Genomic DNA, 21,994 nt, shown 5'->3' on the forward strand with positions numbered 1-21,994 from the left:
CACGAATGGGAGGAAATAAATGACCAACAAACTGACCACGCGGCGCAACGCGCTGCGCACGATTGCCGGTGCGGGTGCCGCCACTCTGGCCGCGCCCCATGTTGCGGGCGCACAGGCCAACGGCACGACCTGGAAAATCCAGACAAGCTGGCCCGGCGGCGCCGGGCTTCAGATCTTCCGCGACTGGTGCGGCACCATCGCCGAGAAAACCGGCGGCGAACTGACGTTCCAACCCTTCGGCGCCAATGACGTCGTGGGCGACTTCCAGCTTTACGACGCGGTGAAGAACGGCGTTCTGGAGGCCGTGAACCCCTTCACCATCTACGCCCAGGGCATCATTCCGGCGGCGACGTTCCTGACGTCCATCCCGCTCGGCATGCGCAACCCGCATGAATTCGACGTGTTCTACTATGGCCTTGGCGGCATCGACATCGCGCGCGAACTTTACGCGGCGCAAGGCCTGCATTTCGTCGGCCCCGTGCACCACGGCCCGAACATCATCCACTCCAAGGTTCCGATCCGCTCGATCGACGACTTCGCGGGCCGCAAGATGCGTCTGCCCGGCGGCATGGTCGCCGAGATCTTCAACGAGATCGGCGCCGAGACCACCGTTCTGCCCGGCTCGGAAATCTTCCCGGCGCTGGAAAAGGGCACCATCGACGTGGCCGACTATGTGGGTCCCGCCGTGAACTATGCCCTCGGCTTCAGCCAGGTCACCGACTACATCGTCATGGGCCCTCCGGGCTTCATGTCGCTCTACCAACCGGTCGACACCATGGACATCACCGTGGGCATGGACGCGTGGGAGGCCCTCTCGCCCGAGATGAAGCAATTCGTCGAGATGGAAACCCACGTCTATTCCGACATGCACCACGCCGCGATCCAGGCCGCCGACCAGGAAGCCTGGGAAAAGTTCGAGGCCGACGGCACCGAGGTCACCCGCCTCAGCCAGGACGACGTGGCCCTGATGACCGAGGTCGCCGTGCCGATCTGGTTCGACTACGCCAACCGCGATCCGCAGGCCGCACGCGTGTTCAAGATTCAGCTTGATTACATGCAGTCCGGTTCGCTGGGCTATGTCGACCCGGCCCTGACCGAGGGACTCGAGCTCAAGCTCTGATCCCCCGACCCATCCGCCGCCCGGGTGTCTCATACTCCCGGGCGGCATTTTCCAACGCTTTCAACGAGTGAGGACCGCAATGCCGGGGCTCAGCTTCACGCTGCCGCATTGGCTGTACTGGGTGGGACTGATCGTCTTTCCCATCATCGCGATGATCCTGTCGCGCCGACCACAGCCCGAAGAGAAACGCTATACCCTGCCGCTGGCCTACATGATCGCCGTCACCGGCGGCATCCTCGGCCTGCACCGCTTTTATCTCAAAAGCCTGTGGGGCCTGGTCTTCATCCCGATCTTCCTGTTCATCCTCTACGCCAACGCGCAGACGCAGGACGCACGCACGATCCTGTCGGGCTTCGACAACGAGCTGCGCGTGGCCCAAAGGGTGATCGACCGTGAACAGGGCCGCGTCGAAGAGGCCCGCGCCGAACTGCCCGACCTTCAGGCCGCCTATGACGAGGCCGAGGAAGGCAGCTTTACCCAGCGCGCCGCAGAGCGCCGCCTGGACCGGGCGAAGGACACGCTCGACAGCGGGGCCGCCCGCCTTGAAGAGGCCCAGGCCACGCTGGAAGAGATCCGCCCGCAACAGATCGAGGCGTTCCGTACCCGCGCGTGGTGGGACAATGCCGCGGGCTATGGCTTCTACGCGCTTCTGGCGCTTCTGGCGATCGACCTTCTGCTGATGCCCATGCTGGTGCGTCGCGCCAATGAAAAGATCCCGCCCGAGGAGGTGTCCGAGACCGAAAAGGCCCTCGCCGCCCACGAGCAGGAAGAAGGCCCCAAGCACGACAGCGATTACGCCGAGAACTGGATCGACCGCCTGTCGCTCTTCTGCGGCGAATTCGTGGCCTACTGGGCCGTCATCGCCGTCTTCGTCTATTATTACGAGGTGCTGGCCCGCTACGTCTTCGGCTCGCCCACCAACTGGGCGCACGAGGCGATGTACCTGATGTTCGGGATGCAGTACCTGATCGCCGGCGCCTACGCGATGCTCACCGAAACCCATGTGCGCGTGGATATCTTCTATGCCCCGATGCGGAAAAAGAACAAGGCGTGGGTCGACCTGCTGACCTCGATCTTCTTCTTCATCTTCGCCGGCACGCTCTTGGTCACCTCATGGATCTTCGCCATGGACGCCATCGCCGTGCCCTCCGGCAACGCGGTCGTCTCCGACTGGGCACGCGGCCAGATCACCTTTGGAGAGATGGTCTCGGGCTTCGGCCTGAACCAGTGGACCGATCCCAATATCCGCTGGGGCGAGATCAGCTTCAACGAATGGGAAGTGCCGCTCTGGCCGATGAAATGGGTCATGGTGATGGGCGGGCTGCTGCTCGTCCTGCAAGGCATCTCGAAACTGTCGAAAGACATCCGTGAAATCGCACGGGGGAACTGAGGCTCATGGGTATTGAAATCGACATCGCGTGGCTCACGCTCATCATGTTCGGCAGCCTTCTGGCGCTGCTCATGGCGGGCCTGCCACTGGCCTTCGTCACCGGCGGCCTGGCCTGCGTGTTCCTGTTCATCCTCGGGGATGAACGCGCGCTCAACATCGTGCCAAGCCGTATCTTCCCGCTGATGACCAATTATCAGCTCTCGGCGATCCCGCTCTTCATCTTCATGGCTGCCATGCTGGAAAGGGCAGGCATCATCAACGACATGTTCGACGTGATCTACAAGGTCATGGGCGGGCTGAAGGGCGGGCTGGCCGCGGCCACGATCATCGCCTCCACGATCCTCGCCGCCATGGTCGGCGTGATCGGCGCGGCGGTCGTGACCATGGGCATCATCGCCCTGCCGGCGATGCTGAAACGTCACTACGACCCCAAGATCGCCATGGGCTCGATCATGGCCGGTGGCACGCTGGGCATCCTGATTCCGCCGTCGATCCTTGCGATCATCTACGCGGTGGTGGCCGAACAATCGGTGGGCGAGCTTTTCATCGGCGCGGTCATCCCGGGCCTGATGCTCTCGAGCATGTATATCGCCTACGTCGTCGTGCGCAGCTACATCAATCCGGCCCTCGGCCCTGCCATCCCGGTCGAGGAACGCGTGTCGAACCGCGAAAAGATGCAGCTCATCGGCAAGATGGCCGCGCCCATCACGCTGGTCGCGGTGGTGCTGGGCATCATCTTTTCCGGCGTCGCCACCCCGGTCGAGGCCGCCGGCATCGGCACCTTCGGCGCCTTCATCGTGGCCGCCATCCACCGCAAGCTCGACTGGCCCACCATCCGCGAGGCCTGCACCACGACGCTCAAGGCCTCGGCCATGGTCATCTGGATCATGTTCGGCGCCACGATCTTCGTCGGCCTCTACGTTCTGGAAGGCGGGCAGCAATTCGTGCAGGACGCGCTGGCGGCCACCGGCCTCGGCCCCTGGGGCATCCTGATCCTGATGCAGATCCTGCTGGTGATCCTGGGCATGTTCCTCGACTGGGTCGGCATCCTGCTCCTTTGCGTGCCGATCTTCGTGCCGATCATCAAGGCCTTGGGCGCCGCCGCCTTCGGCCTCGACAGCCCCGAGGATCTGGTTCTGTGGTTCGGCGTGCTTTACCTCGTGAACATGCAGATGAGCTTCCTGTCGCCGCCCTTCGGCTACGCGCTCTTCTACCTGCGCGGGGTGGCGCCGCCGGAAATCCCGATGACGGACATTTTCAAATCCGCCCTGCCGTTCCTGTTTCTGCAAATCGTCGGGCTGGCGCTCTGCATGGTCTTCCCGCAGATCATCACCTGGCTGCCCAGGCTGATCTACGGCTGATACCGAGCCGAAACTCGGCTGGCCCTCTCAAACGGCCTCCGCACTGCGGGGGCCGTTTTCACATCCATGACACGCCAATTGCCACGCGACGCGACCAATGAGCATATCATTCTGCCAATTCTGGAAGAAGTGGTGCCCGGGGGCGGAATCGAACCACCGACACGAGGATTTTCAATCCACTGCTCTACCCCTGAGCTACCCGGGCACGGGTGAACGGGCGCACCGTTCGGGTTCCGGCTTTCTAGGCGAGGGCCACGCGACTGTCCAGTGGGTTTTTGCCACTTTTCAGTGGGGTTTTCCCGAGCCCGCGTCCTGCGCCTCTTCCAGTGCGTCGGCGACCTCCTCTGCATCGTCCAACCGGCTGGAAGGTATGGCATAATCCCCGCGAAGCCACGCGCCCAGGTCACGGTCGGCGCAGCGTTCGGAACAGAAGGGGCGGTACTTCCTTACCGTGTCTTCCCCGCAAATCGGGCAACTCATATCACACCTTTCGGCAGCGGCAGCCTGTCACGCTTTCGTTGCAACTCATAGTGCCCAAGGGGCGTCCATCCCACAAGTGCCGTCTCCACCGTGTCGCGGCGGAACGCGGCGCGCAGGGCGGCCTCGAAGGTCTTGCGGTCCTTCTTCGGCATCGGCGCCAGGTCCAGCACCACCTGCCCTCCAAGCCCTCGCAGCCGCAAGGCCCGCGGCAAGGCCCGCGCGGCGGCCATGTTGGCTTTCACGCTTGCTGCCGGCGAGGTGTCGCCGCCCGCGTTCACATCCACCGCGACCAGCGCCCGTGTCGGTTCGACATAAATGCTGGCGCCGCCCGGCAGGTCCTCGCGCGGAGAGCCCAGCGTCTCGACCGCATCCAACACCCCGTGATGCGCGAACGCCTGCCCGTCCTCGTCCCAGATCTCCGGCTCCGGCCAGTCGCGCCAGGCCAACTCGTGCGGCCCTGGCCCCTCGACCAGTTTCTCCGGCTTGCCGCTCGCGTCGGCCATGACCGCGCGGGCCAACTCGGCCATGCGCGCCACGTCCTCGGCCACGGCGTCCTCGTCCGCGCTCTCGCAGGCCGAGCGCAGGATCAGGCCGTTGTCGTCGCCCGCCATCACGTCCTTGCCGATCAGCATCAGCCGGTCCTGCAGGTCGTCGTCCTTGATCGCCCGCGACACGTTGATCCCCGGCGCGCCGGGCGTCACGATCGCAAAGCGGCTCTTGAACAGCACCTTGGCCGTGACCGGGATCGCCTTGCCCGGCTCGGCATAGCCCGTCACCTGCACCAGAACCGTGCCCCCAGCACTCATCCCCTTGACCTGGCGCAGGAACCCATTGCCGTCAGGCGTGCGCACGAAGAGCCCACCCTGCCCCTTCACCGGCCGCTCGATCACGGCGCGATAAATCGTGCCCGGGCGCGGCTGGTCGGTGTCCACCAGCAGGTCGGACAGCACGCCATCCTCCATCAGCGCCGCCGCCTCGAATGCGCCCAGCTGGCCCAGCGCCACCACGCGTCCCTTCATGTTTTCCCTTTCCAGACCGGATACCCGGCCGCCAGAAGCAGCCCCGCCGTTTCCTTCAACGGCAAGCCCACAACGGCCGTGAACGATCCCTGGATCCACGGAATGAACGCGCCCGCAGGTCCTTGGATGCCATAGGCCCCGGCCTTGCCCTGCCAATCGCCGCTGGCCAGGTAGAACGCGATCTCGTCGTCATCCAGCCGCTTCATCTTGACGTCACTGACCACGTCACGCTCCCAGATGCGGTCACCGCGGCGCACCGCCACCGCCGTGACCACCTTGTGCCGCCGCCCCGACATCTTGCGCAGGAACGCCTCGGCCTCGCCTGCATCCCCGGGCTTTCCCAGGATGCTCCGGCCCAGCGCCACGGTCGTATCGGCAGAGAGGACGATATCGTCGGCCCCGGCCTCGACGGCCAGCGCCTTTTCCCGCGCCATGCGCACACAATAGGGACGCGGCAGTTCGGCCTTTTCGGGGGTCTCGTCGATATCCGGCGCGCGCACGTCATCGGCCACGACACCGATCTGCGCCAGCAGATCCCGGCGTCGCGGGCTACCGGACCCAAGGATGAGCTTGGGGCTGCGCAAACCTGCGGTTCGCGCTATTTGAAGCGGTAGTTGATCCGACCCTTGGTCAGATCGTAAGGTGTCATTTCCACCTGAACCTTGTCGCCTGCCAGAACACGGATGCGGTTCTTGCGCATCTTGCCTGCCGTGTGGGCGATGATCTCATGGCCGTTCTCTAGCTCGACCCGAAATGTCGCATTCGGCAGGAGTTCCTTCACGACACCTGGAAATTCGAGCGTATCTTCCTTGGCCATGGTCTCTCCTTGGTTTCCGCCCTGCCGGTTGCAGGACAGGCGTTTAAATGGCCCTATTCCCCAAGGTTTTCAAGTCAAATATCATTGCAGCCGTTCAACTGTGGGCGCGCCGTCACGGCCCGCCTGCTCGGCCCAGTGGGTGCGGTTCAGTACCCCGCCATCCGCCCGCACCTGCGCGATTTTTTCCAGATCGACCTGCGCCACGGTCCATCCCGGCGCGTCCAGCACGCCCTCGGCCAGCACGCCCGTGGGCGGGAATCCCTTGTCGGGCGGGCCGAATACGCCGCCCGCGCCGGTGTTCACGTCGCAGACCTCGCACCAGTCGGCAGGCCCCACCAGCGACGACATGGCGCTCACGCATTGCTGCTCCAGCGCGCGGGCCATGGCCCCGATCCGCACCCGCCAGTACCCGGCCAGCGTCTCGGTGCAGGACGGCACCAGCAGGATATCAACATCCTGCAACGCACGCCCCAAAAGCGGAAATTCGCAATCATAACAAATGAGTACGCCCACCCGCCCCAGCGCGGTGTCGAACGCCTTCAGAGGCCCGCCGCCCACGCACGCCATGGGCTCGCGTTCCCAGCGGGTCATGATCTGCTTGTCGACCACGCCCTTGCCCCCGCCGGGGCCAAAGAACGCCGCCCGGTTCACCGGACGCGGGCCCAGCGCATCGTCAAAGACCGGCGCCGAGCCGCCAAGGATATGCACGCCGTACTGCACCGCCAGCCTGGAATGCAGCGCGTCGGCCTCGGGCATCCGGTCCGACACCGCCCGCAGTGACGGCTCCAGGTCCGTCGCCACCTCGCGCCCGGCCAGCATCGCCAGCTCCATCGCGGCATATTCGGGGAACATCAGCAGATTGGCGCCCTGCCCGGCGGCCTCGGCCACCCAGGCCTCGATCTTGTCGGCATAGGCCTGCCAGCTGTCCAACGCGTCCATCGGATAGGCCGCACTCGCAATCTTCATCGCACTTCACTCTCCAGATCGGATTCGGCGCCACCCTACCGGCCCCGGCCCCGCGCCGCATCACCGGAATCGCGCGCTCACTCCGCGACCGTCTCCACCGGCCTTTGCATCCGCAGCGGAATCTCCCGCGCCAGACGAAGAAGATGCGCCATGTAGGGCTTGTCCGCCTCGTCCTCGCGGATCGCCGCGTACAGCCGCTTGGTCAGACCATCCTTCGTGACCGGCCGCGTGACGTATTCCGAACTCGTCCGCTGTTCCCGCAACACCCAGTCGGGCAGCACCGCAACGCCGCGGTTCGACGCCACCAGCAACAGGATCACAGCCGTCAGCTCGATCTGCCGCACCGCGCGCGGCTCGACCTTGGCGGGGGTCAGCAACTCGGTGAAGATATCCAGCCGCGAACGGTCCACCGGGTAGGTGATCAGCGTCTCGTCCCGGAAATCGTCCGCCTCGACGAAATCCTTGGCCGCCAGCACATGCTGGCTGGAGGCCACGAACAGCGGCTCGTAGTCGAACAGCGGCTGAAAGATCACGCCATCGAGGTCCTCGGGGTCCGACGACACCACAAGGTCGACCTCTTCCTTCTGCAACGCCGGCAGCGCGTCGAACGCGAGGCCCGGTCGGATGTCGATATCCACCTCCGCCCAGGTCTGCCGGAATCGCTCCAGCACCGGGAACAGCCATTCGAAACAGGCGTGGCATTCGATGGCGATATGCATCCGCCCCGCGCTTCCCTGCCGCAATCCACTGAATTCCGCCTCCAGCGCCTCGACCTCGGGCAGCACTTTCTCGGCCACGCGCAACAGGCGCAGGCCCGCCGCCGACAGCTTCAAGGGCTTCGAGCGCCGCACGAACAGCTCGACCCCCGCCTGATCCTCCAAACCCTTGATCTGATGGGACAAAGCGGACTGCGTGATGTGCAACAGCTCCGCCGCGCGGGCCAGCCCCCCGGCCTGGTGAATGGCCCGGATCGTGCGCAGATGACGAAAGTCGATATGCATGAATATTAGCCAGCCTCATTCAAACCATGAATTTTATGAAGTTGTCTCACATACGCGCACCTGCGACAAGAGACCCAACAACAGATTGCAGGATATCCGTCATGAGCACCCCCACCGTTTCCTTTGAATTCTTCCCGCCGAAATCGCTGGAGGCCTCGTTCCGCCTCTGGGACACCGTCCAGTCACTGGCGCCGCTGGACCCCACCTTCGTCTCCGTGACCTACGGTGCCGGCGGCACCACCCGCGAACTCACGCGCGATGCCGTGGCCACGCTGCACAAATCCAGCGGCCTTAACGTCGCCGCGCACCTCACCTGCGTCGAGGCAACGCGCGAGGAGACCCTCGCCATCGCCCAGGACTTTGCCGATGCCGGCGTGAACGAGATCGTCGCCCTGCGCGGCGACCCGCCCAAGGGGTCGGACGGCTTCACGCCCCATCCCGACGGCTTTGCCGACAGCTGCGAACTCATCTCGGCGCTGGCCGACATGAACCGCTTCAAGATCCGCGTCGGCGCCTATCCCGAGGTGCACCCCGAGGCGGCGGATGCCCAGGCCAATATCGACTACCTGAAACGCAAGATCGACGCCGGCGCGTCCGAGGCGATCACGCAGTTCTTCTTCGACACCGAAGCGTTCTTCCGCTTCCGCGATGCCTGTGTCGCTGCGGGCATCGACGCGCCCATCACCCCCGGCATCCTGCCGATCGAGAACTGGGCCGGCACCAAGCGCTTCGCCGCCGCCTGCGGCACCAAGATCCCCGCATGGCTCGACGAGGCGTTCACCAAGGCCGCCCGCGACGACCGCGAGACGCTGCTGGCCACGGCGCAGGCCACCGAGCTGTGCAGCGAGCTGATCGACGGCGGGGCCGAGCACCTGCATTTCTACACGCTCAACCGCCCCGAACTGACCCGCGACGTCTGTCACGCGCTCGGCATCACGCCCAAGGTCGCGCTGCGCGACGTCGCCTGATACACCCCCGATCCCTGTGACCTCCCCATTCTTGGGGCAGTCGCAATAGCCTGACCCCGCCTTCCCTGGAAGGCGGGGCTTTTTCGTGCACACCTGTCAGGCACGCAGGTAATGCGGCGCGTGCTTGACCCGTGCTCGAACGTCAGGATCGAGCCCAAGGTGAGACAAGTGTGATCTATAGCTTCGAGCGCCATTGACGGGCCGCGGCGCGGCGATCCGACGGTCGTTCGGCAGCGTTTTATCCAAGCCAAATCCGAAACAGAATTCAGCGATGCACCGAACTTCACCCAATCGCCGGGCCGTGGGGGCGGCCCGTCAATGGCGCGGGGCCTGCGGCCTGATTCCGCGCTCGGGCCTTAGATCAAATGCCTTTCATGTCCGCACAGCCGACCTTTGCCAGGCTGCGCGACAAGCACCGCAAACCTTCTGCGCATCAAAATGCGGACCCTCCATCACAGCCACGACCTGCGAAAGCCGTGATGCTTTCATGCCCCGCCGCCGGGGGCGGGCTTGTCCACGCCCGGTGCCGGGATTAGCGTGCCGCCATGACAGACACGCCCAGCCCCTTCACCGCCACATCGCTCGAGCAGATGCCCGACATGGACGCGCTCTTGTCCCGCTCGGGCCTCGACTTCATGCGCGACATGATCGCGGGCCGCCTGACCGCCCCGCCCATCGGCGCCACGCTCGGCTTCACCGCCCTCTCCGCCGATAAGGGCCGCGTGGTGTTCGAAGGCACCCCCGGTTTCGGCGCCCTCAACCCGATGCGCGGCGTGCATGGCGGCTGGTACGGCGCGATCCTCGACTCCTGCATGGCCTGCGCGGTGATGACCCTGCTGGACAAGGGCCAAGTCTACACGACACTTGAATACAAGGTGAACCTCACCCGCGCCCTGCCCATGGGGATGGCCGCGGTGGCCACCGGCACCACCCAGCACGGCGGCCGCCGCACCGCCACCGCGGTCGGTGAACTGCGCGGCAAGAACGATGGCAAGCTCTATGCCACCGGGAGCACCACCTGCCTGATCATGGACGCCGCGTGATCCGGCGGCCTTCCTTCAGCGCACGCTCGTGACCCTTCACCGACGCTTTCACCCGGCCCGCCGTCAAATCGGCAAAATCTAGCCAAACACACGCCCTGTTACGCAGCTACACGCTTTTTCAAGATCTGGCGTGGAGGCCGCTCAATGACGACGATTGTAAATGTTGCTGCGCGAGGCGACCTCTTCCTCCGCGCCATCAGCACGCACCGCGTCCTGATCTCACTGTCGCTTTTTCACGTGATGTCGGCGCTCGGTGTCAGCCTGCTTCTCGGGGTTCCCTTTCGCGCCAGCGCGGTGCCGATCCTAATGCTGCTCTTCAAGGTACTTGTGCCGGTCTTCATGATCCTGATCATGTTTGCGCATTTCTTCCACCTCGCCATCTGGGTCCGCCCCCCGAACCCTGCACGACGGTTTCTCGCAGATGCGCGCGACACGCTGCTCGATCCGGAACGCCTGGTGGCGGGCGGTGCAGCCCTTCTGTCGATCTCCGTGTTCTGCGGCAGCTTTACCTTTCTCAAGGAAACCATTCCCGTGATGAATCCGTTCTCATGGGACCCGCTTTTTGCCGGATTGGACCGTGCCATGCATGGCGGATACGATCCTTATGTTCTGGTGATGCAGGTGTTCGGCACGCCCTTTCTGACGACCGTCCTGAACGCGGCCTACCATTTCTGGTTCTTTCTTCTCTACTTCATCGTTTTCATGTGCTGCTTCTGGAAAGGCCAGCCGGCCCTGCGTCATACCTTCCTGATCGCCTACGTCCTGACCTGGACCATCGGCGGCAACGTCATGGCGACGGTCTTTTCGTCTGTCGGCCCGGTTTATTATGACTTTTTCGGGTTCGGCGCAGATTTCAAGCCGCTTGTCGGCACACTTCACCAGTTTGCCGAAACCAGCCCTGTCTGGGCGCTCGATGTGCACCAGATGCTGCTGGACGCCTATCGGGACGGTCGCGGCATCAGCGGTATTTCCGCCATGCCCAGTATGCACGTTGCGACGGCGGTCCTGATGGCCGTTTTCGGGTTTGGCCTGAACCGATGGGTAGGCTGGGCTCTGACCGCCTTCGCCGTGGTCACCATGATCGGGGCCGTGCATCTCGCCTGGCATTATGCAATCGACGGCTACGTCGGCGCCGCGGTCGCCGTCGCATGCTGGTGGCTGGCCCGAAAGCTGGCGCGTCACGAGGCGTATTAGCCGCCGCCTGACACCTCGCGCCAAATCTTTTCAGAAAAGATTTGCCAAAACTTTTCTCAAAAGTTTTGCCCCCGCCTACGTCACCGCCTGTGCATCCGGGGCATCCGGTGCGGCGCGGCCCTGCACGCTCTCATGCAGCCGCTCGGACGGATCCTGCCCCACCACCCGGGCCTTGCGAAACAGGAATATCTTCCCCCAGCCCCGCCACTTGCCGACCGACGACGCCTGCGCATCCGTCGGATACCGCGCCTGCCACCCCTCGGGCAGGGTCAGCCCATGCGCCTCCGCCCGTTCCAGCATCCAGACCAGCGGGATATTCGACAACGGCCGTGCCGCGTGAAACCCGTCCAGCTGCCCGCCCACATCGCCATGAGTGCCGCGGAACCAGACCTGCTCCACCCGGCCCTCGCCCGCGGCACGCCCCGGTCCGGTTTCCCACATCACGGGCGTATAGACCCGCCGCGTCTCGTCCAGCGCCAGCGCGTGATAGCCGTGCCGGATATGCGGCCCCAGCGCATGGCTGTGAAAGGCGTTCTTCGGCGTCAGCAGCCGCCAGATCAGCGGACCGGTCCAGTCCAGCGCCTTCACCGTATCCCAGACCCCGACCATCTCGATCTGCGAGGTCTCGTGGCACAGTTCCCGGGTAAAGGCCGCCGCAGCCGTACTCCTGGCCTCGTCGCGGTAATGGCGATAGGCCGTCCTCACCTGCCGCTCGGTCGCGTGTTCCGCCCGCAACAGCCCGATCCGGTCGATCACCCCGGCCAGCGACCGCACGGCATAGGCCCCGCGCGAGAACCCGAACAGGAAAATCCGGTCGCCGGGCCGATAGCGTGACGCGAGATAGCCATAGGCCCGGCGGATCTGCCGGTTGATGCCCCGCCCCAGCATCACGTCGCCGGTCCGCCGCCAGTCCGGCCACTGCACCCCCGGTTCGTAATACAGCGACAGCGCCGCCCCCACCTCCTCGTTCAACAGCTTGAAGGTCAGGCCCGCATTGCTCTCCAGCCCGGGATCGAGCGAGGACATGGTGCCGTCCAGGATGATCACATGCGTCACCGCCCCGCGCGGACCATGCTTGATCCGCGCCCGCTCGCCACGGGTCAGGCCAACCAGCCGCCGGACAGCCCGGCTAACGCGTTTCGTCCAGCTCATCACGGTTCAACATCATCCAGACGCGGTGCGGGGTAAAGGGCATGTCGGCCCGGCGCACGCCCCGGCCCTGCAGCGCATCGAACACCGCGTTCGCCGTGGCGGCCATCGCCCCCACGGTCCCGGCCTCGCCGCAGCCTTTCATGCCCATCACGTTGGTGGTCGACGGCACCGGCTCGGTGTCGAAACCGATCATCGGCACGCTGTCCGCCCGCGGCATCGCGTAATCCATGAAGCTCGCCGTCAGCAATTGCCCCTCCGCGTCATAGACCACCCGTTCGCACAGCGCCTGCCCGATGCCCTGCACCACGCCGCCATGGATCTGGCCTTCCACCAGCATCGGGTTGATAAGGTTCCCGAAATCGTCGACCACCGTGTAGCGTGCCACCGTGACCGCGCCGGTCTCGGGATCGACCTCCACCTCGCAGACATGCGCGCCGTTGGGAAAGGACCGCGCCTCCAGTTCCGCGCGTTTCTTGTGGCTCATCAAATCGTCGCGCCCGTCCGCCCGCGCCCACGCGGCGGCCTCCAGCAGCGTCGGCGTCTGGTTCGATCCCGGTGCGCGGAACGTCTCGTGGTCGAACTCCACCGCGTCGGCATCGACGCCCATCTTCTCGGCCAGGTAGGGCCGGAACGCCGCCACCATCGCGTCCACCGTCACCAGCGTCACATTGTTCTGCACCGTCACCGAACGTGACCCGCCCGTGCCGCCGCCCTGCGCGATCCGGTCGGTGTCGCCGGCCACGATCTCGATGTGCTCCACCGGAACCCCGGTCTGGTCGCTCAGGAATTGCGCATAGACGCTCTCATGCCCCTGCCCGTTCGAGATCGTGCCCACGTACAGCCGCACGCCCTCGTCGGTAAACTCGATCTGCGCGCCCTCCGCCGGGTCGCCCAGGATGCTCTCGATATAGAAACACAGGCCCATGCCCCGCAGCCTGCCCTGCGCCTCGCTTGCCGCACGGCGCGCCGCGAACCCGTCGCGATCCGCGTGCCGCGCCACGCTCTCCAGCACCCGCGCGAAATCGCCCACGTCATAGGTCTCGCCAAAGGCGGTGGTATAGGGAAACTGCCCGGGACGGATGAAATTCCGCCGGTGCAACTCCCACACATCCACGCCCAATTCCCGCGCCGCGTGGTCCATCAGCCGCTCCAGCGCATAGATCGCCTCGGGCCGCCCGGCCCCGCGATAGGCATCGACCGGCGTGGTGTTGGTGTAGAACCCCTCGACATGCAGGTAAGCGGCGCGGATATCAAAAACCCCCATCATCACCTTGGCGAACAGGTTGGTCTGGATGTTCTGGGCCAGCGGGCTGTTATAGGCGCCCAGGTTCATCCTGGTATCCACGCGGTAGCCCGTGATCCGCAGATCGTCATCGAACCCCATCACAAGGTCATGCTCCAGGTCCCGCGCGCCCGTGTCCGACAGCATCCCCTCAGTCCGGTCCGCCACCCAGGCCACGGGCGCCTCCAGCATCCGCACCGCCTGTCCCACCAGCAGGGTCTCAGGATAATCCGGCGCCTTGGTGCCGAAGCCACCGCCCACATCCGGGATCGTGACCCGGATATCGTCCTCCGCCATCTTCAGGATCCGTGCCGCGTGCGCCTTGGTGTTCCAGACGTTCTGCCCGCCATAGGCGATGTGCAGACGGCCCTTCTCCATCTGCGCCAATACGCTGCGGGTTTCCATCGGGTTCGAGATCACCCGGTTGTCCTCCAGCGGCATCCGCACCACATGCGCCGACCCGGCCAGCGCCGCCTCCACCGCGTCCGCGTCGCCCATGCCAAAATCGAACGCCCGGTTTTCCGGCGCCGCGTCATGCAGCGCCTGACCGCCCGGCGCCCGCTCCAGATGCACCGGCAGGCTGTCATAATCGACTTCGATCAACTCCGCCGCATCCCGCGCCGCGTCCAGGCTTTCGGCGACCACCAGTGCGATCGCCTCCCCGACAAAGCGCACGCGCCCTTCGGCCAGCAGGGGCCGCTTCGGTGCCGCCCCCATGCTGCCGTCCCGGTTTTCCACCAACAGCGCCGGCATCCCCTCGGTGATCCCCGCCTGCGCCAGATCGTCCGCCGTCAGCACAAGACGCACGCCCGGCGCCTCGCGCGCCGCCTGCGCATCCACCGAAATGTCCGCATGCGCCTCGACCGACCGCAACAGATAGGCCCGCAAACACCCCTCCGGCCACAGATCGGACGTGTACCGCCCGGCCCCGGTCAGAAACCGCCGGTCCTCGATCCGGCTCACGGGCTGAGAGCGGCCGAACTTGGCCATGCGCTGCTCGGTCATGTGGGGACACCTCTGCGCGGGAAATCTACCGCGACCCTAACGCCCGACGGCGCGGTGTCCACCCCCGATCAGATCAGGCGCGCCACCGTCACCGGCCCCTCGGGACCGTAGCCGTTGAACCGCGTCGCCAGCGCCCGCGAATAGGCCCCCATCCCCTCGAACAAAACGTAATCGCCTTCGGCCACGTCGCCAGGCAAGGCCAGCGGATCGGGCAGCCGGTCCAGGCTGTCGCAGGTCGGCCCGAACACCACCCGCGCCACCGGGGCGCCCCCGCGCGGCCGCCCGTTCGGGCTGACAACCCGCACCCGCGTCAGCGCGTCGATGTCCCGCGCCTCGGCCAGCGCGCCGTAAATGCCGTCGTTCAGGAAAAGGCTTCCGTGCGGTCGCACCGCCTTCACGCGTGCGGCCAGCGTGAACGCCTCGGCCACCATCGCCCGCCCCGGCTCGCAGACCAGGCGGGGCGGCACCTCGAATACCGCGGCGGTCACCTCTGCCACATGATCAAAAATCGCCTCCAGGTCCGGCGCCACGCCCGAACGATGCGCGGCAAATCCGCCACCCACGTTCAATCGTTCCAAAGTCACACCGGCGGCCCGCGCCACCTCCGCACTGGCCCGCACATACGCGCCCCACGCACCGGGATCGGCGCATTGCGTGCCCGGATGAAAGCAGAGGCCGGGGCGAAACCCCATATCGGCCACCTTGCGCAAAAGCCCCGCCGCGGCGTCAGGCCCCGCCCCGAACTTCGCGCCGAAATCATAGGCCGCACCCTTGACCGGCAGCGCCAGCCGCACCGTCACCTCGATGTCGCGCGGCAGGCCCGCCAGCTTGTCCAGCTCCGACGCGCAATCCACCGAAGCAGACGCCACGCCCATCTTCGCGGCCATCTCGACCTCGGCCGCCGATCGCACCGGGTTGTTGTAATGCAGCACCGCATCCGGCGCCGCCTTTCGCACCGCCCGCATCTCCGCCGGGCTGGCCACGTCGAAGGCCCGCACACCGGCCGCGGCCAGGTTCGCCAGCACTTCCTCGCCCGGGTTGGCCTTGACCGCATAGGTCACCAGCCCGCCGAAGCCGGTCAGGAACCGCCGCGCGGTGGCCTGCAGGACCTCGGGACTGAAATAAAGCACCGGCGCATCGGGTTTCTGGCGCGTCAGATGCGCCACGGGCGTGTCCCACGGGGATGTCTGATGTTGCATCGCTCTGCCTCTCGGGTCGTCTTTTCCATAGTGTGCCGCGAAACGTGGTGATTTTGTCAGGTCAGATTGCACTTTATGCAGTATGATTTCGGCACAACGCCGAGAGAATCATGCAAACAGACGAACTTGACGAAGCCCTGATCGCACTCCTGCAGGAAAACGCCCGCATGCCGGTGGCCACCATCGCCCGCCGGCTGGGCCTTGCACGCACCACCGTGCAGGCGCGGCTCGACCGGCTGGAAACCTCCGGCATCATCCTGGGCTATACCCTGCGCCTCAACGCTGCGCGCCGCGCCCCCCTGCGGGCGACCGCGCTGGTGCAGATCGAGGCCCGCAGCCAGCCCACCGTTCTGTCGCGCCTGCAATCCCTGCCCGGCGTGCGCCGCGTCCACACCACGTCCGGGCGCTTCGACCTTATCGTCACGCTCGAGGCCGAAACCACCGAGGAACTCGACGAGACGCTCGACCGCATCGGCGACGCCAAGGGCGTGCGCGGCTCGGAATCGCTCATTCACCTCGCGACCAAGCTCGACCGCAGCCGCTAGGCCATCCCCCGTCCCGGGCCTGACCCGGGACCTGCCGCGAGAGTCGAATCACCGCCCACGAACCGCACCTGTTTGCCGTTCGGCGCGGCACTTTCCCGCTTGACGCAGCACACCGTCCCGCGTCGCCGCATCCTACCCTCCGGGCGCCGGATCACCCGCGCGCCCGCACCGCCACAAAGCGGCCACATTGCGTCCCGAAACCCGTACGACCTTGGTCGGACGACCTTCCGACGATGGGGTCGTAAACCCGCCCACCGACCGAGGGAGGATTTCGGATTGTCCCGGCAGGCGTCAGTGTCGGGGCACACCAGGGTCGTTGCGGCCCGCATCCACAAACCTGTTCAAAACCACGGAAAGACACGACCATGACCATCGCACGCAAATCCATCAAGACCATCGCCCGCACCTTCGCCCGTGACGAGGACGGCGCCACAGCCATCGAATACGGCCTCTTCGCCGCACTCGTGGGCGCCGTGATCGTCGGTACCGTCGCCACGCTCGGCACCAACACAAACACCGGCTTCGAAACGATGAACACCGAGCTTGAAAAAGCCCAAGGTACGAGCGGCGGCACCTGAGCCGCGCGACGGAGCGGCCAGATCCCGGTCGGCCGCTCCACGCACCCGATCCACCTTCCCAACCCCACCGCTACCCGGAGACCGCCCCATGCCTTTCGATACCCAAGACGGCGTCGCCCCCGCGCTTCAGGCCTATGTCTGCACCGATACCGGGGCTGCCACGGCCCGCGCCGTCCTGGCCGAGAGCGGCCAGATGGCCAAGGCGATCCATGGCGGCGGGCTCAGCGGCGCGGCGCGCCTCCTGACCGACGCCTCGCCGGTGAAATGCATCCTGGCCGAGATGGGCCAGATCAGCTTGCCCATGGCCATTGAATGCGTCGAGGAACTGGCCCGCGCCGGTATCGGCGTGATCGTGCTGGGTACTGTCGACGACATCGCCACCTACCGCGCCCTGCGCCAGGCCGGCGCCCGCGACTATTTCTGCCTCCCGGCAAACGCATCGGACATCCTCGCCGCCACCAACGCCCCCACGCCCGGCCCCGTCGCCGCACCGGCGACGCCGTCGCCCGAAGCGTCCCGGGGCCTCACCATCGGCGTTCTCGGCTGCAAGGGCGGCACCGGGGCCAGCCTTCTGGCCCTCAATCTCGCCGCCCACGCCGCCGCCCCCAAGGGTGCCGCGCGCAATACCGCGCTGGTGGATGCCGATCTGGAATTCGGCAGCCAGGCCATCGACCTCGACCGGGACGAAACCCGCGGTCTGTTCGACGCCCTGCGCGCCCCCGACCGCGTCGACACCACCTTCATCGGCGCGACCATGGACCAGGTAAGCGACACGCTCTCACTCTATTCCGGCCAGGTGCGCGGCGACCAGGCCGCCGCCGCCTACGAGCCCGGCATCGCCGCCCTCCTGCCCCGCCTGCGCGAGGCGTTCGACACCGTCATCGTCGACCTGCCGCGCGGCCTTGCCCTGCGCCAGCCCGACGTGATCGGCACGCTTGACCGGCTGGTGCTGGTGCTGCCCGCGGGCTTTGCCGGGGTCAACGCCGCCAGCCGCCTCTCGGCCCGGATCCGGGCTGACAATCCCGACCTGCCGATCCTCGCCGTGCTGTCGGACACCCGCAAGGACGCGGGTCTGCGCCCCAAGGACATCGCCAGGACGCTTCAGATGCCGCTCACCGCGACGCTGCCCTGCTGCGCCCCGGCGCTGGCCCGCGCGCACAAGGCCGCCAAGCCGCTCGTCACGCTGCAACCGCGCGCGCCCTGGTCCCGCGCCGTGCGCACCGTCTTCGAGGCCGCCATGCAACCGGCGAGCGCCGCCACGGCCCTGCGCAAACCCCGCAAGAGACTGTTCGGATGAAACACGAGGTTATCGAGCATCACAATCGGGCCGCGCTCGACCGGGTGCTGCACATCGCACGCCACATCGACGCCAACGGGCTGTCGGTCGAGGAAAAGGTGAACACGGCGCTGACCTTCGTGGTCGAGGCCGCCGGGACGCCGATCCCCCTCTCCCACCAACGCGCCCTGTTGGCACAGGCCGTGGCCGAACTGGGCGGCGACGCGCCCTCGCGCACCGCACCTGCGACGCAGCCCACCGCAGTGCCACGGGCCTCGGCCCACGCCCCGGCCGACACTCCTGCCAATGCCGAGGCCCACGCCCCGGCACCGCCCCGCGCGTCCGATACCGCACCGCGCCCCGCGCCCGAGCCGAAACTTCCCGCGCTGGTCGAGTCCGTCAACGCCGCCGCGGCCTCCGCCTCCGACATCTCCGCCATGGCCGGCGAAATGATCCAGGCGCTCTCCGACGTGCTCGACTTCACCGAGGTGGCCGGCCTGCCCCGCCCCGAGCAGGAAAGCCGCATCCACGACGCGATCCACGGCCTGTCCGAACAGCGCAAGATGCACCTCAACGGCCGCGAGGTCGCCGACCTCGTCCAGGCCGTGCTGGCCGACATGCTGGGCCTCGGCCCGCTGGAACGCCTGCTGGCGGATGAAACCGTGACCGACATCATGGTCAACGGCCCCGACCGGGTCTATGCCGAACGCCGCGGCAAGCTGGAACTGACCGCCACGCGCTTTCGCGACAACGCCCATGTCCACGCCGTGGCCTCCCGCATGGTCGCCGCCGTCGGCCGCCGCATCGACGAGGCGCAGCCGATGGTCGATGCCCGCCTCAAGGACGGCAGCCGCGTCAACGTCGCCATTCCGCCGCTCGCCATCGACGGCCCCACCATCACCATCCGCAAGTTCCCCGCCGACCCGATGAAGATGGAAACCCTCGTGGCAAACGGCAGCCTGTCGGAACAGATGGCGGGCTTTCTCGGACTTGCCGCCTACCTGCGGCTCAACGTGCTGGTCTCGGGCGGCACCGGCTCGGGCAAGACCACGCTGATGAACGCGCTGTCGGCCTTCATCCCCGCCACCGAACGGCTGGTCACCATCGAGGATGCCGCCGAACTGCGCTTCCAGCAACCGCATGTCGTCCGGTTCGAGACGCGCCCGCCCAATGTCGAGGGCAAGGGCGAGGTCACCATGCGCACGCTGGTGCGCAACGCGCTGCGGATGCGCCCCGACCGCATCATCATCGGCGAGATCCGCGGCGACGAGGTGCTGGACCTGCTACAGGCCATGAACACCGGCCACGACGGCTCGATGAGCACGCTGCACGCCAACTCCCCGCGCGAGGCGATGACCCGGATCGAAAGCATGGCCGCACTGGCGGGCTTCGACATGGCCTCGGGCGTCGTGCGCCGGCAGCTGGCCGATGCGGTGCAGCTGGTGATCCAGATCTCCAGGATGCGCGACGGCACCCGCCGCATCACTTCGATATCCGAGGTCGCGGGGCTCGAACGCGATGTCGTCACCCTCCAGGATCTCTTCACCTTCGAGACCGACCCCGACAGCACCCGCAACGAAGTGCGCGGCATCTACCGCTATTCCGGCTATCGCCCCAAATTCGCCGGCCGCGCCGCCGATTACGGTGTCAGCGCCGACCTCGACGCCGTGCTGAGAGGATAACCCATGAGCCTGTTCCTGATCGTCCTCACCGCTAGCATCGTCACCTTCACCGCCCTCGTGCTCTGCGCGCTGGTCCATGCCGACCGCACCCGCCACCGTCACCAGGCCCGGATGCAGCGGGGCCTCGCCGGCCCCGGCCCCGCGGCGCCCAAAAAGCCGCGCCGGGCCGTCCGCAACACGCCCGACATCACCGGCCTCACACCCCGGATCGAGGCGCTTCTGGCCCAGACCGGCCTGCGGCTGACGCCCACCGATATCTGCATCCAGATCGCCATCGCCGCGCTGGCAATTTACGGCCTCGCGGTGCTTTACGCCGGGCTCAACCCGCTCATCGCGCTGGTGCTCGCCGTGGTCCTGCCGGTCCTGCTTGCGCTGGTCGTGCTGCGCTACGCCCGCGCCCGCTACCAGGCCGCCTTCACCGAAGGGCTGCCCGATGCGCTCGACATCTTCGCCCGCGGCCTGCGTGCCGGACGGCCCATCGCGGATTCCCTGCGAATCGTGGTCGAGACCACCACCGGCCCCGTGCAGGCCGAATTTGCCCGCACCCATGGCGAGATCTGCCTCGGCACGTCCCTTCAGGACAGCCTCGCGGCGCTCTACCAGCGCCTGCGCACCGCCGAGCTTGGCTTTTTCGCCGTGGCCACCGCCCTTCAGGCCGATTCCGGCGGCAACCTTGTCGAGACGCTGGAAAACCTCGCCGAACAGCTGCGCGAACGCCGCAAGCTGCGCAAGAAGGCACGGGCCCTGTCATCCGAGGCCCGCGCCAGCGCCATGATCCTCGCGGCCCTGCCCTTTTGCATCGCGCTGGCACTCTTCGTGCTGAACGGCGCCTATCTCCAGCCGCTCTTCACCGATCCGCGCGGCCAGGTGATGGCGGCCGGCGCGCTGACCAGCGTGGCACTCGGGGTCTTCGTGATGGCCCGGATGGGGCGCGCGGATGTCTGAGTCCACGGTAGATATCCTGTCCTGGATGGCCTTCGCAGGGCTGATTCTGGTGGCCTTCGGCCTTGGCGCTCTGATCGATACCGAACGCCGCCGCGCCGTCCTGATGCTGCGCCTGCGCCGCGCGAACGGCGAGGCCCTTGCCCCCCGCAGCGCCGCGCCGGGGAAGGCCCGCCGGTCCGGCGCGCTGGCCGGGATTTGCTCGGCGCTGCGCCGGGTGGTCCTGCGCATGGGCGAACGCCTGTCGGCGATTCTCGGCGGCGAGGCACGCGACACCGCCGCCGACCTGCGCTCGGCCGGCTACCAGGGCCGCGACGCGCTTCTGATCTACGCTTTCCTGAAAACGGTCCTGCCCGTCGGTGCCTTCCTGTCCGGTGGTGTCTGGGTGGTGACCGTCTATCCCATCGGCATGCCTGCGCTCATCCCCTCGGCCATTGTCCTGGCCGTGGCGCTCGGCATGTCGATGGTCGTCGACATGGTGGTCGATTCCCGCCGCCGCACCCGCATGGGCCAAATCCGCCGCAGCTTTCCCGACCTGCTGGAACTGCTGGTGATCGCGTCCGAGGCGGGCCAAGGCCCGCAGCAGGCGCTGCACCGCGTCTCCCGCGAACTGCAATACAGCGCCCCCGAGCTTGCCGCAGAGACCCGCCAACTGGTGGCCGAAATCGCCATGACCAACGACCGCCGCACCGCCTATGACAAGCTGCGCGCGCGCGTGCCGCTGCCCGAGATCGCCATCTTCACCCAGGCGCTGGACCAGTCCGACACCTACGGCACACCTTTCGCCCGCGCCATGCGCAACCTCGTGTCGGAACAGCGGGCCAACCGCCTGATCGCGATGGAGGAAAAGGCCGCGCGCCTGCCCGTCCTGATGACCATCCCGCTGATCTTCTGCATCATGCCGGCGGTCTTCGTGGTGCTGGTCGGGCCCGCCGGGCTTTCGATCTTCGACAACATCCTTGCGGGGCGCTGAG

The 21,994-nt window shown here is 66.6% G+C and carries 21 protein-coding genes and 1 tRNA gene; 12 read left to right on the forward strand and 10 right to left on the reverse strand.

All coding sequences use genetic code 11. The features are described 5' to 3' along the window. The first annotated feature begins 19 nt into the window (after nucleotides 1-19). The 3 genes from dctP (at nucleotide 20) to PVV74_RS05375 (ending at nucleotide 3,871) form a co-directional block, all read left to right on the forward strand. Nucleotides 20-1,120, forward strand: coding sequence for a TRAP transporter substrate-binding protein DctP (gene dctP / locus PVV74_RS05365; RefSeq protein ID WP_103762274.1), 1,101 nt, complete (start codon nucleotides 20-22; stop codon nucleotides 1,118-1,120). Between the two features lie 79 nt (nucleotides 1,121-1,199). Next, nucleotides 1,200-2,510 carry a TRAP transporter small permease subunit gene (locus PVV74_RS05370; protein ID WP_274592505.1) on the forward strand — a complete coding sequence of 437 codons (1,311 nt, stop codon included), beginning with the start codon at nucleotides 1,200-1,202 and terminating at the stop codon, nucleotides 2,508-2,510. Between the two features lie 5 nt (nucleotides 2,511-2,515). Continuing rightward, nucleotides 2,516-3,871, forward strand: coding sequence for a TRAP transporter large permease (locus PVV74_RS05375; protein WP_103762272.1), 1,356 nt, complete (start codon nucleotides 2,516-2,518; stop codon nucleotides 3,869-3,871). Nucleotides 3,872-4,001: 130 nt separating this feature from the next. Here the strand turns inward: PVV74_RS05375 and PVV74_RS05380 are convergent. From PVV74_RS05380 to PVV74_RS05410, 7 genes are all read right to left on the reverse strand, one after another. Further along, nucleotides 4,002-4,076 (reverse strand) — tRNA-Phe (locus PVV74_RS05380). A gap of 80 nt (nucleotides 4,077-4,156) precedes the next feature. Beyond that, entirely contained in the window at nucleotides 4,157-4,351 is a 195-nt protein-coding gene (locus PVV74_RS05385) for a DNA gyrase inhibitor YacG (RefSeq protein ID WP_274592506.1), read from the reverse strand. Beyond that, nucleotides 4,348-5,370 carry a ribonuclease E/G gene (locus PVV74_RS05390; RefSeq protein ID WP_274592507.1) on the reverse strand — a complete coding sequence of 341 codons (1,023 nt, stop codon included), beginning with the start codon at nucleotides 5,368-5,370 and terminating at the stop codon, nucleotides 4,348-4,350. The genes PVV74_RS05385 and PVV74_RS05390 overlap by 4 nt, the downstream gene beginning before the upstream one ends. Continuing rightward, nucleotides 5,367-5,954 carry a Maf family protein gene (locus PVV74_RS05395; protein WP_274592508.1) on the reverse strand — a complete coding sequence of 196 codons (588 nt, stop codon included), beginning with the start codon at nucleotides 5,952-5,954 and terminating at the stop codon, nucleotides 5,367-5,369. Before PVV74_RS05395 ends, PVV74_RS05390 begins: the two co-directional genes overlap by 4 nt. Before the next feature lie 14 nt (nucleotides 5,955-5,968). Continuing rightward, nucleotides 5,969-6,187 (reverse strand): translation initiation factor IF-1, encoded by a 219-nt coding sequence (gene infA, locus PVV74_RS05400; protein ID WP_005978431.1) that lies wholly within the window; start codon nucleotides 6,185-6,187, stop codon nucleotides 5,969-5,971. A gap of 81 nt (nucleotides 6,188-6,268) precedes the next feature. Then, nucleotides 6,269-7,153 carry a carbon-nitrogen hydrolase family protein gene (locus PVV74_RS05405; protein WP_274592509.1) on the reverse strand — a complete coding sequence of 295 codons (885 nt, stop codon included), beginning with the start codon at nucleotides 7,151-7,153 and terminating at the stop codon, nucleotides 6,269-6,271. Between the two features lie 77 nt (nucleotides 7,154-7,230). Next, nucleotides 7,231-8,154: a LysR family transcriptional regulator gene (locus PVV74_RS05410; RefSeq protein WP_103762267.1), complete on the reverse strand. Its 924-nt coding sequence runs from the start codon at nucleotides 8,152-8,154 to the stop codon at nucleotides 7,231-7,233. A gap of 101 nt (nucleotides 8,155-8,255) precedes the next feature. On the opposite strand from PVV74_RS05410, the gene metF reads away from it, so the two are divergent. The 3 genes from metF to PVV74_RS05425 all read left to right on the forward strand — a co-directional run bounded on the left by metF (nucleotide 8,256) and on the right by PVV74_RS05425 (nucleotide 11,359). Further along, entirely contained in the window at nucleotides 8,256-9,122 is an 867-nt protein-coding gene (metF, locus tag PVV74_RS05415; RefSeq protein ID WP_103762266.1) for a methylenetetrahydrofolate reductase [NAD(P)H], read from the forward strand. A gap of 545 nt (nucleotides 9,123-9,667) precedes the next feature. Then, entirely contained in the window at nucleotides 9,668-10,165 is a 498-nt protein-coding gene (locus tag PVV74_RS05420; protein ID WP_274592510.1) for a PaaI family thioesterase, read from the forward strand. Between the two features lie 144 nt (nucleotides 10,166-10,309). Then, a complete protein-coding gene (locus PVV74_RS05425; protein WP_274592511.1) occupies nucleotides 10,310-11,359 on the forward strand; it encodes a phosphatase PAP2 family protein in 1,050 nt (349 codons plus the stop codon). Between the two features lie 75 nt (nucleotides 11,360-11,434). Here the strand turns inward: PVV74_RS05425 and PVV74_RS05430 are convergent, their stop codons facing one another. The 3 genes from PVV74_RS05430 to PVV74_RS05440 form a co-directional block, all read right to left on the reverse strand. After that, the gene (locus tag PVV74_RS05430) at nucleotides 11,435-12,511 is read right to left on the reverse strand and encodes a DUF2235 domain-containing protein (protein WP_274592512.1); all 1,077 of its coding nucleotides are present in this window, start codon (nucleotides 12,509-12,511) and stop codon (nucleotides 11,435-11,437) included. Further along, nucleotides 12,489-14,783: a xanthine dehydrogenase family protein molybdopterin-binding subunit gene (locus tag PVV74_RS05435; protein ID WP_274592713.1), complete on the reverse strand. Its 2,295-nt coding sequence runs from the start codon at nucleotides 14,781-14,783 to the stop codon at nucleotides 12,489-12,491. Before PVV74_RS05435 ends, PVV74_RS05430 begins: the two co-directional genes overlap by 23 nt. Before the next feature lie 83 nt (nucleotides 14,784-14,866). Further along, nucleotides 14,867-15,997: a type III PLP-dependent enzyme gene (locus tag PVV74_RS05440; RefSeq protein ID WP_274592513.1), complete on the reverse strand. Its 1,131-nt coding sequence runs from the start codon at nucleotides 15,995-15,997 to the stop codon at nucleotides 14,867-14,869. 110 nt (nucleotides 15,998-16,107) lie between these two features. On the opposite strand from PVV74_RS05440, the gene PVV74_RS05445 reads away from it, so the two are divergent. From PVV74_RS05445 to PVV74_RS05470, 6 genes are all read left to right on the forward strand, one after another. Beyond that, nucleotides 16,108-16,542 carry an Lrp/AsnC family transcriptional regulator gene (locus PVV74_RS05445; RefSeq protein ID WP_274592514.1) on the forward strand — a complete coding sequence of 145 codons (435 nt, stop codon included), beginning with the start codon at nucleotides 16,108-16,110 and terminating at the stop codon, nucleotides 16,540-16,542. A 365-nt stretch (nucleotides 16,543-16,907) separates the two neighbouring features. Continuing rightward, a complete protein-coding gene (locus tag PVV74_RS05450) occupies nucleotides 16,908-17,120 on the forward strand; it encodes a Flp family type IVb pilin (RefSeq protein ID WP_103762260.1) in 213 nt (70 codons plus the stop codon). 88 nt (nucleotides 17,121-17,208) lie between these two features. Next, nucleotides 17,209-18,417, forward strand: a complete 1,209-nt coding sequence (locus tag PVV74_RS05455) for an AAA family ATPase (protein WP_103762259.1) — start codon at nucleotides 17,209-17,211, stop codon at nucleotides 18,415-18,417. Further along, complete coding sequence (locus tag PVV74_RS05460; RefSeq protein ID WP_274592515.1) at nucleotides 18,414-20,078, forward strand: CpaF family protein; 1,665 nt, start codon at nucleotides 18,414-18,416, stop codon at nucleotides 20,076-20,078. Before PVV74_RS05455 ends, PVV74_RS05460 begins: the two co-directional genes overlap by 4 nt. Nucleotides 20,079-20,081: 3 nt before the next feature. Next, a complete protein-coding gene (locus PVV74_RS05465; protein WP_274592516.1) occupies nucleotides 20,082-21,023 on the forward strand; it encodes a type II secretion system F family protein in 942 nt (313 codons plus the stop codon). Further along, on the forward strand, nucleotides 21,016-21,993 hold the full coding sequence (locus PVV74_RS05470; RefSeq protein WP_274592517.1) for a type II secretion system F family protein: 978 nt from the start codon (nucleotides 21,016-21,018) through the stop codon (nucleotides 21,991-21,993). Before PVV74_RS05465 ends, PVV74_RS05470 begins: the two co-directional genes overlap by 8 nt. Nucleotide 21,994: the final 1 nt, after the last annotated feature.

It is taken from the genome of Roseovarius sp. SK2 (genome assembly GCF_028807495.1).
GTDB classification, from domain to species: Bacteria; Pseudomonadota; Alphaproteobacteria; order Rhodobacterales; family Rhodobacteraceae; genus Roseovarius; species Roseovarius confluentis.

Excerpts from the sequence above, each read along its gene's own strand:
- PVV74_RS05420 (WP_274592510.1), top strand. The coding sequence starts at position 9,668 with ATGACAGACACGCCCAGCCCCTTCACCGCCACATCGCTCGAGCAGATG.
- PVV74_RS05455 (WP_103762259.1), top strand. The coding sequence starts at position 17,209 with ATGCCTTTCGATACCCAAGACGGCGTCGCCCCCGCGCTTCAGGCCTAT.
- PVV74_RS05435 (WP_274592713.1), bottom strand. The coding sequence starts at position 14,783 with ATGGCCAAGTTCGGCCGCTCTCAGCCCGTGAGCCGGATCGAGGACCGG.
- PVV74_RS05450 (WP_103762260.1), top strand. The coding sequence starts at position 16,908 with ATGACCATCGCACGCAAATCCATCAAGACCATCGCCCGCACCTTCGCC.
- PVV74_RS05445 (WP_274592514.1), top strand. The coding sequence starts at position 16,108 with ATGCAAACAGACGAACTTGACGAAGCCCTGATCGCACTCCTGCAGGAA.
- PVV74_RS05425 (WP_274592511.1), top strand. The coding sequence starts at position 10,310 with ATGACGACGATTGTAAATGTTGCTGCGCGAGGCGACCTCTTCCTCCGC.
- PVV74_RS05390 (WP_274592507.1), bottom strand. The coding sequence starts at position 5,370 with ATGAAGGGACGCGTGGTGGCGCTGGGCCAGCTGGGCGCATTCGAGGCG.
- infA (WP_005978431.1), bottom strand. The coding sequence starts at position 6,187 with ATGGCCAAGGAAGATACGCTCGAATTTCCAGGTGTCGTGAAGGAACTC.
- PVV74_RS05470 (WP_274592517.1), top strand. The coding sequence starts at position 21,016 with ATGTCTGAGTCCACGGTAGATATCCTGTCCTGGATGGCCTTCGCAGGG.
- PVV74_RS05440 (WP_274592513.1), bottom strand. The coding sequence starts at position 15,997 with ATGCAACATCAGACATCCCCGTGGGACACGCCCGTGGCGCATCTGACG.
- PVV74_RS05430 (WP_274592512.1), bottom strand. The coding sequence starts at position 12,511 with ATGAGCTGGACGAAACGCGTTAGCCGGGCTGTCCGGCGGCTGGTTGGC.
- PVV74_RS05385 (WP_274592506.1), bottom strand. The coding sequence starts at position 4,351 with ATGAGTTGCCCGATTTGCGGGGAAGACACGGTAAGGAAGTACCGCCCC.
- PVV74_RS05405 (WP_274592509.1), bottom strand. The coding sequence starts at position 7,153 with ATGAAGATTGCGAGTGCGGCCTATCCGATGGACGCGTTGGACAGCTGG.
- PVV74_RS05370 (WP_274592505.1), top strand. The coding sequence starts at position 1,200 with ATGCCGGGGCTCAGCTTCACGCTGCCGCATTGGCTGTACTGGGTGGGA.
- metF (WP_103762266.1), top strand. The coding sequence starts at position 8,256 with ATGAGCACCCCCACCGTTTCCTTTGAATTCTTCCCGCCGAAATCGCTG.
- PVV74_RS05375 (WP_103762272.1), top strand. The coding sequence starts at position 2,516 with ATGGGTATTGAAATCGACATCGCGTGGCTCACGCTCATCATGTTCGGC.
- PVV74_RS05410 (WP_103762267.1), bottom strand. The coding sequence starts at position 8,154 with ATGCATATCGACTTTCGTCATCTGCGCACGATCCGGGCCATTCACCAG.
- PVV74_RS05460 (WP_274592515.1), top strand. The coding sequence starts at position 18,414 with ATGAAACACGAGGTTATCGAGCATCACAATCGGGCCGCGCTCGACCGG.
- dctP (WP_103762274.1), top strand. The coding sequence starts at position 20 with ATGACCAACAAACTGACCACGCGGCGCAACGCGCTGCGCACGATTGCC.
- PVV74_RS05465 (WP_274592516.1), top strand. The coding sequence starts at position 20,082 with ATGAGCCTGTTCCTGATCGTCCTCACCGCTAGCATCGTCACCTTCACC.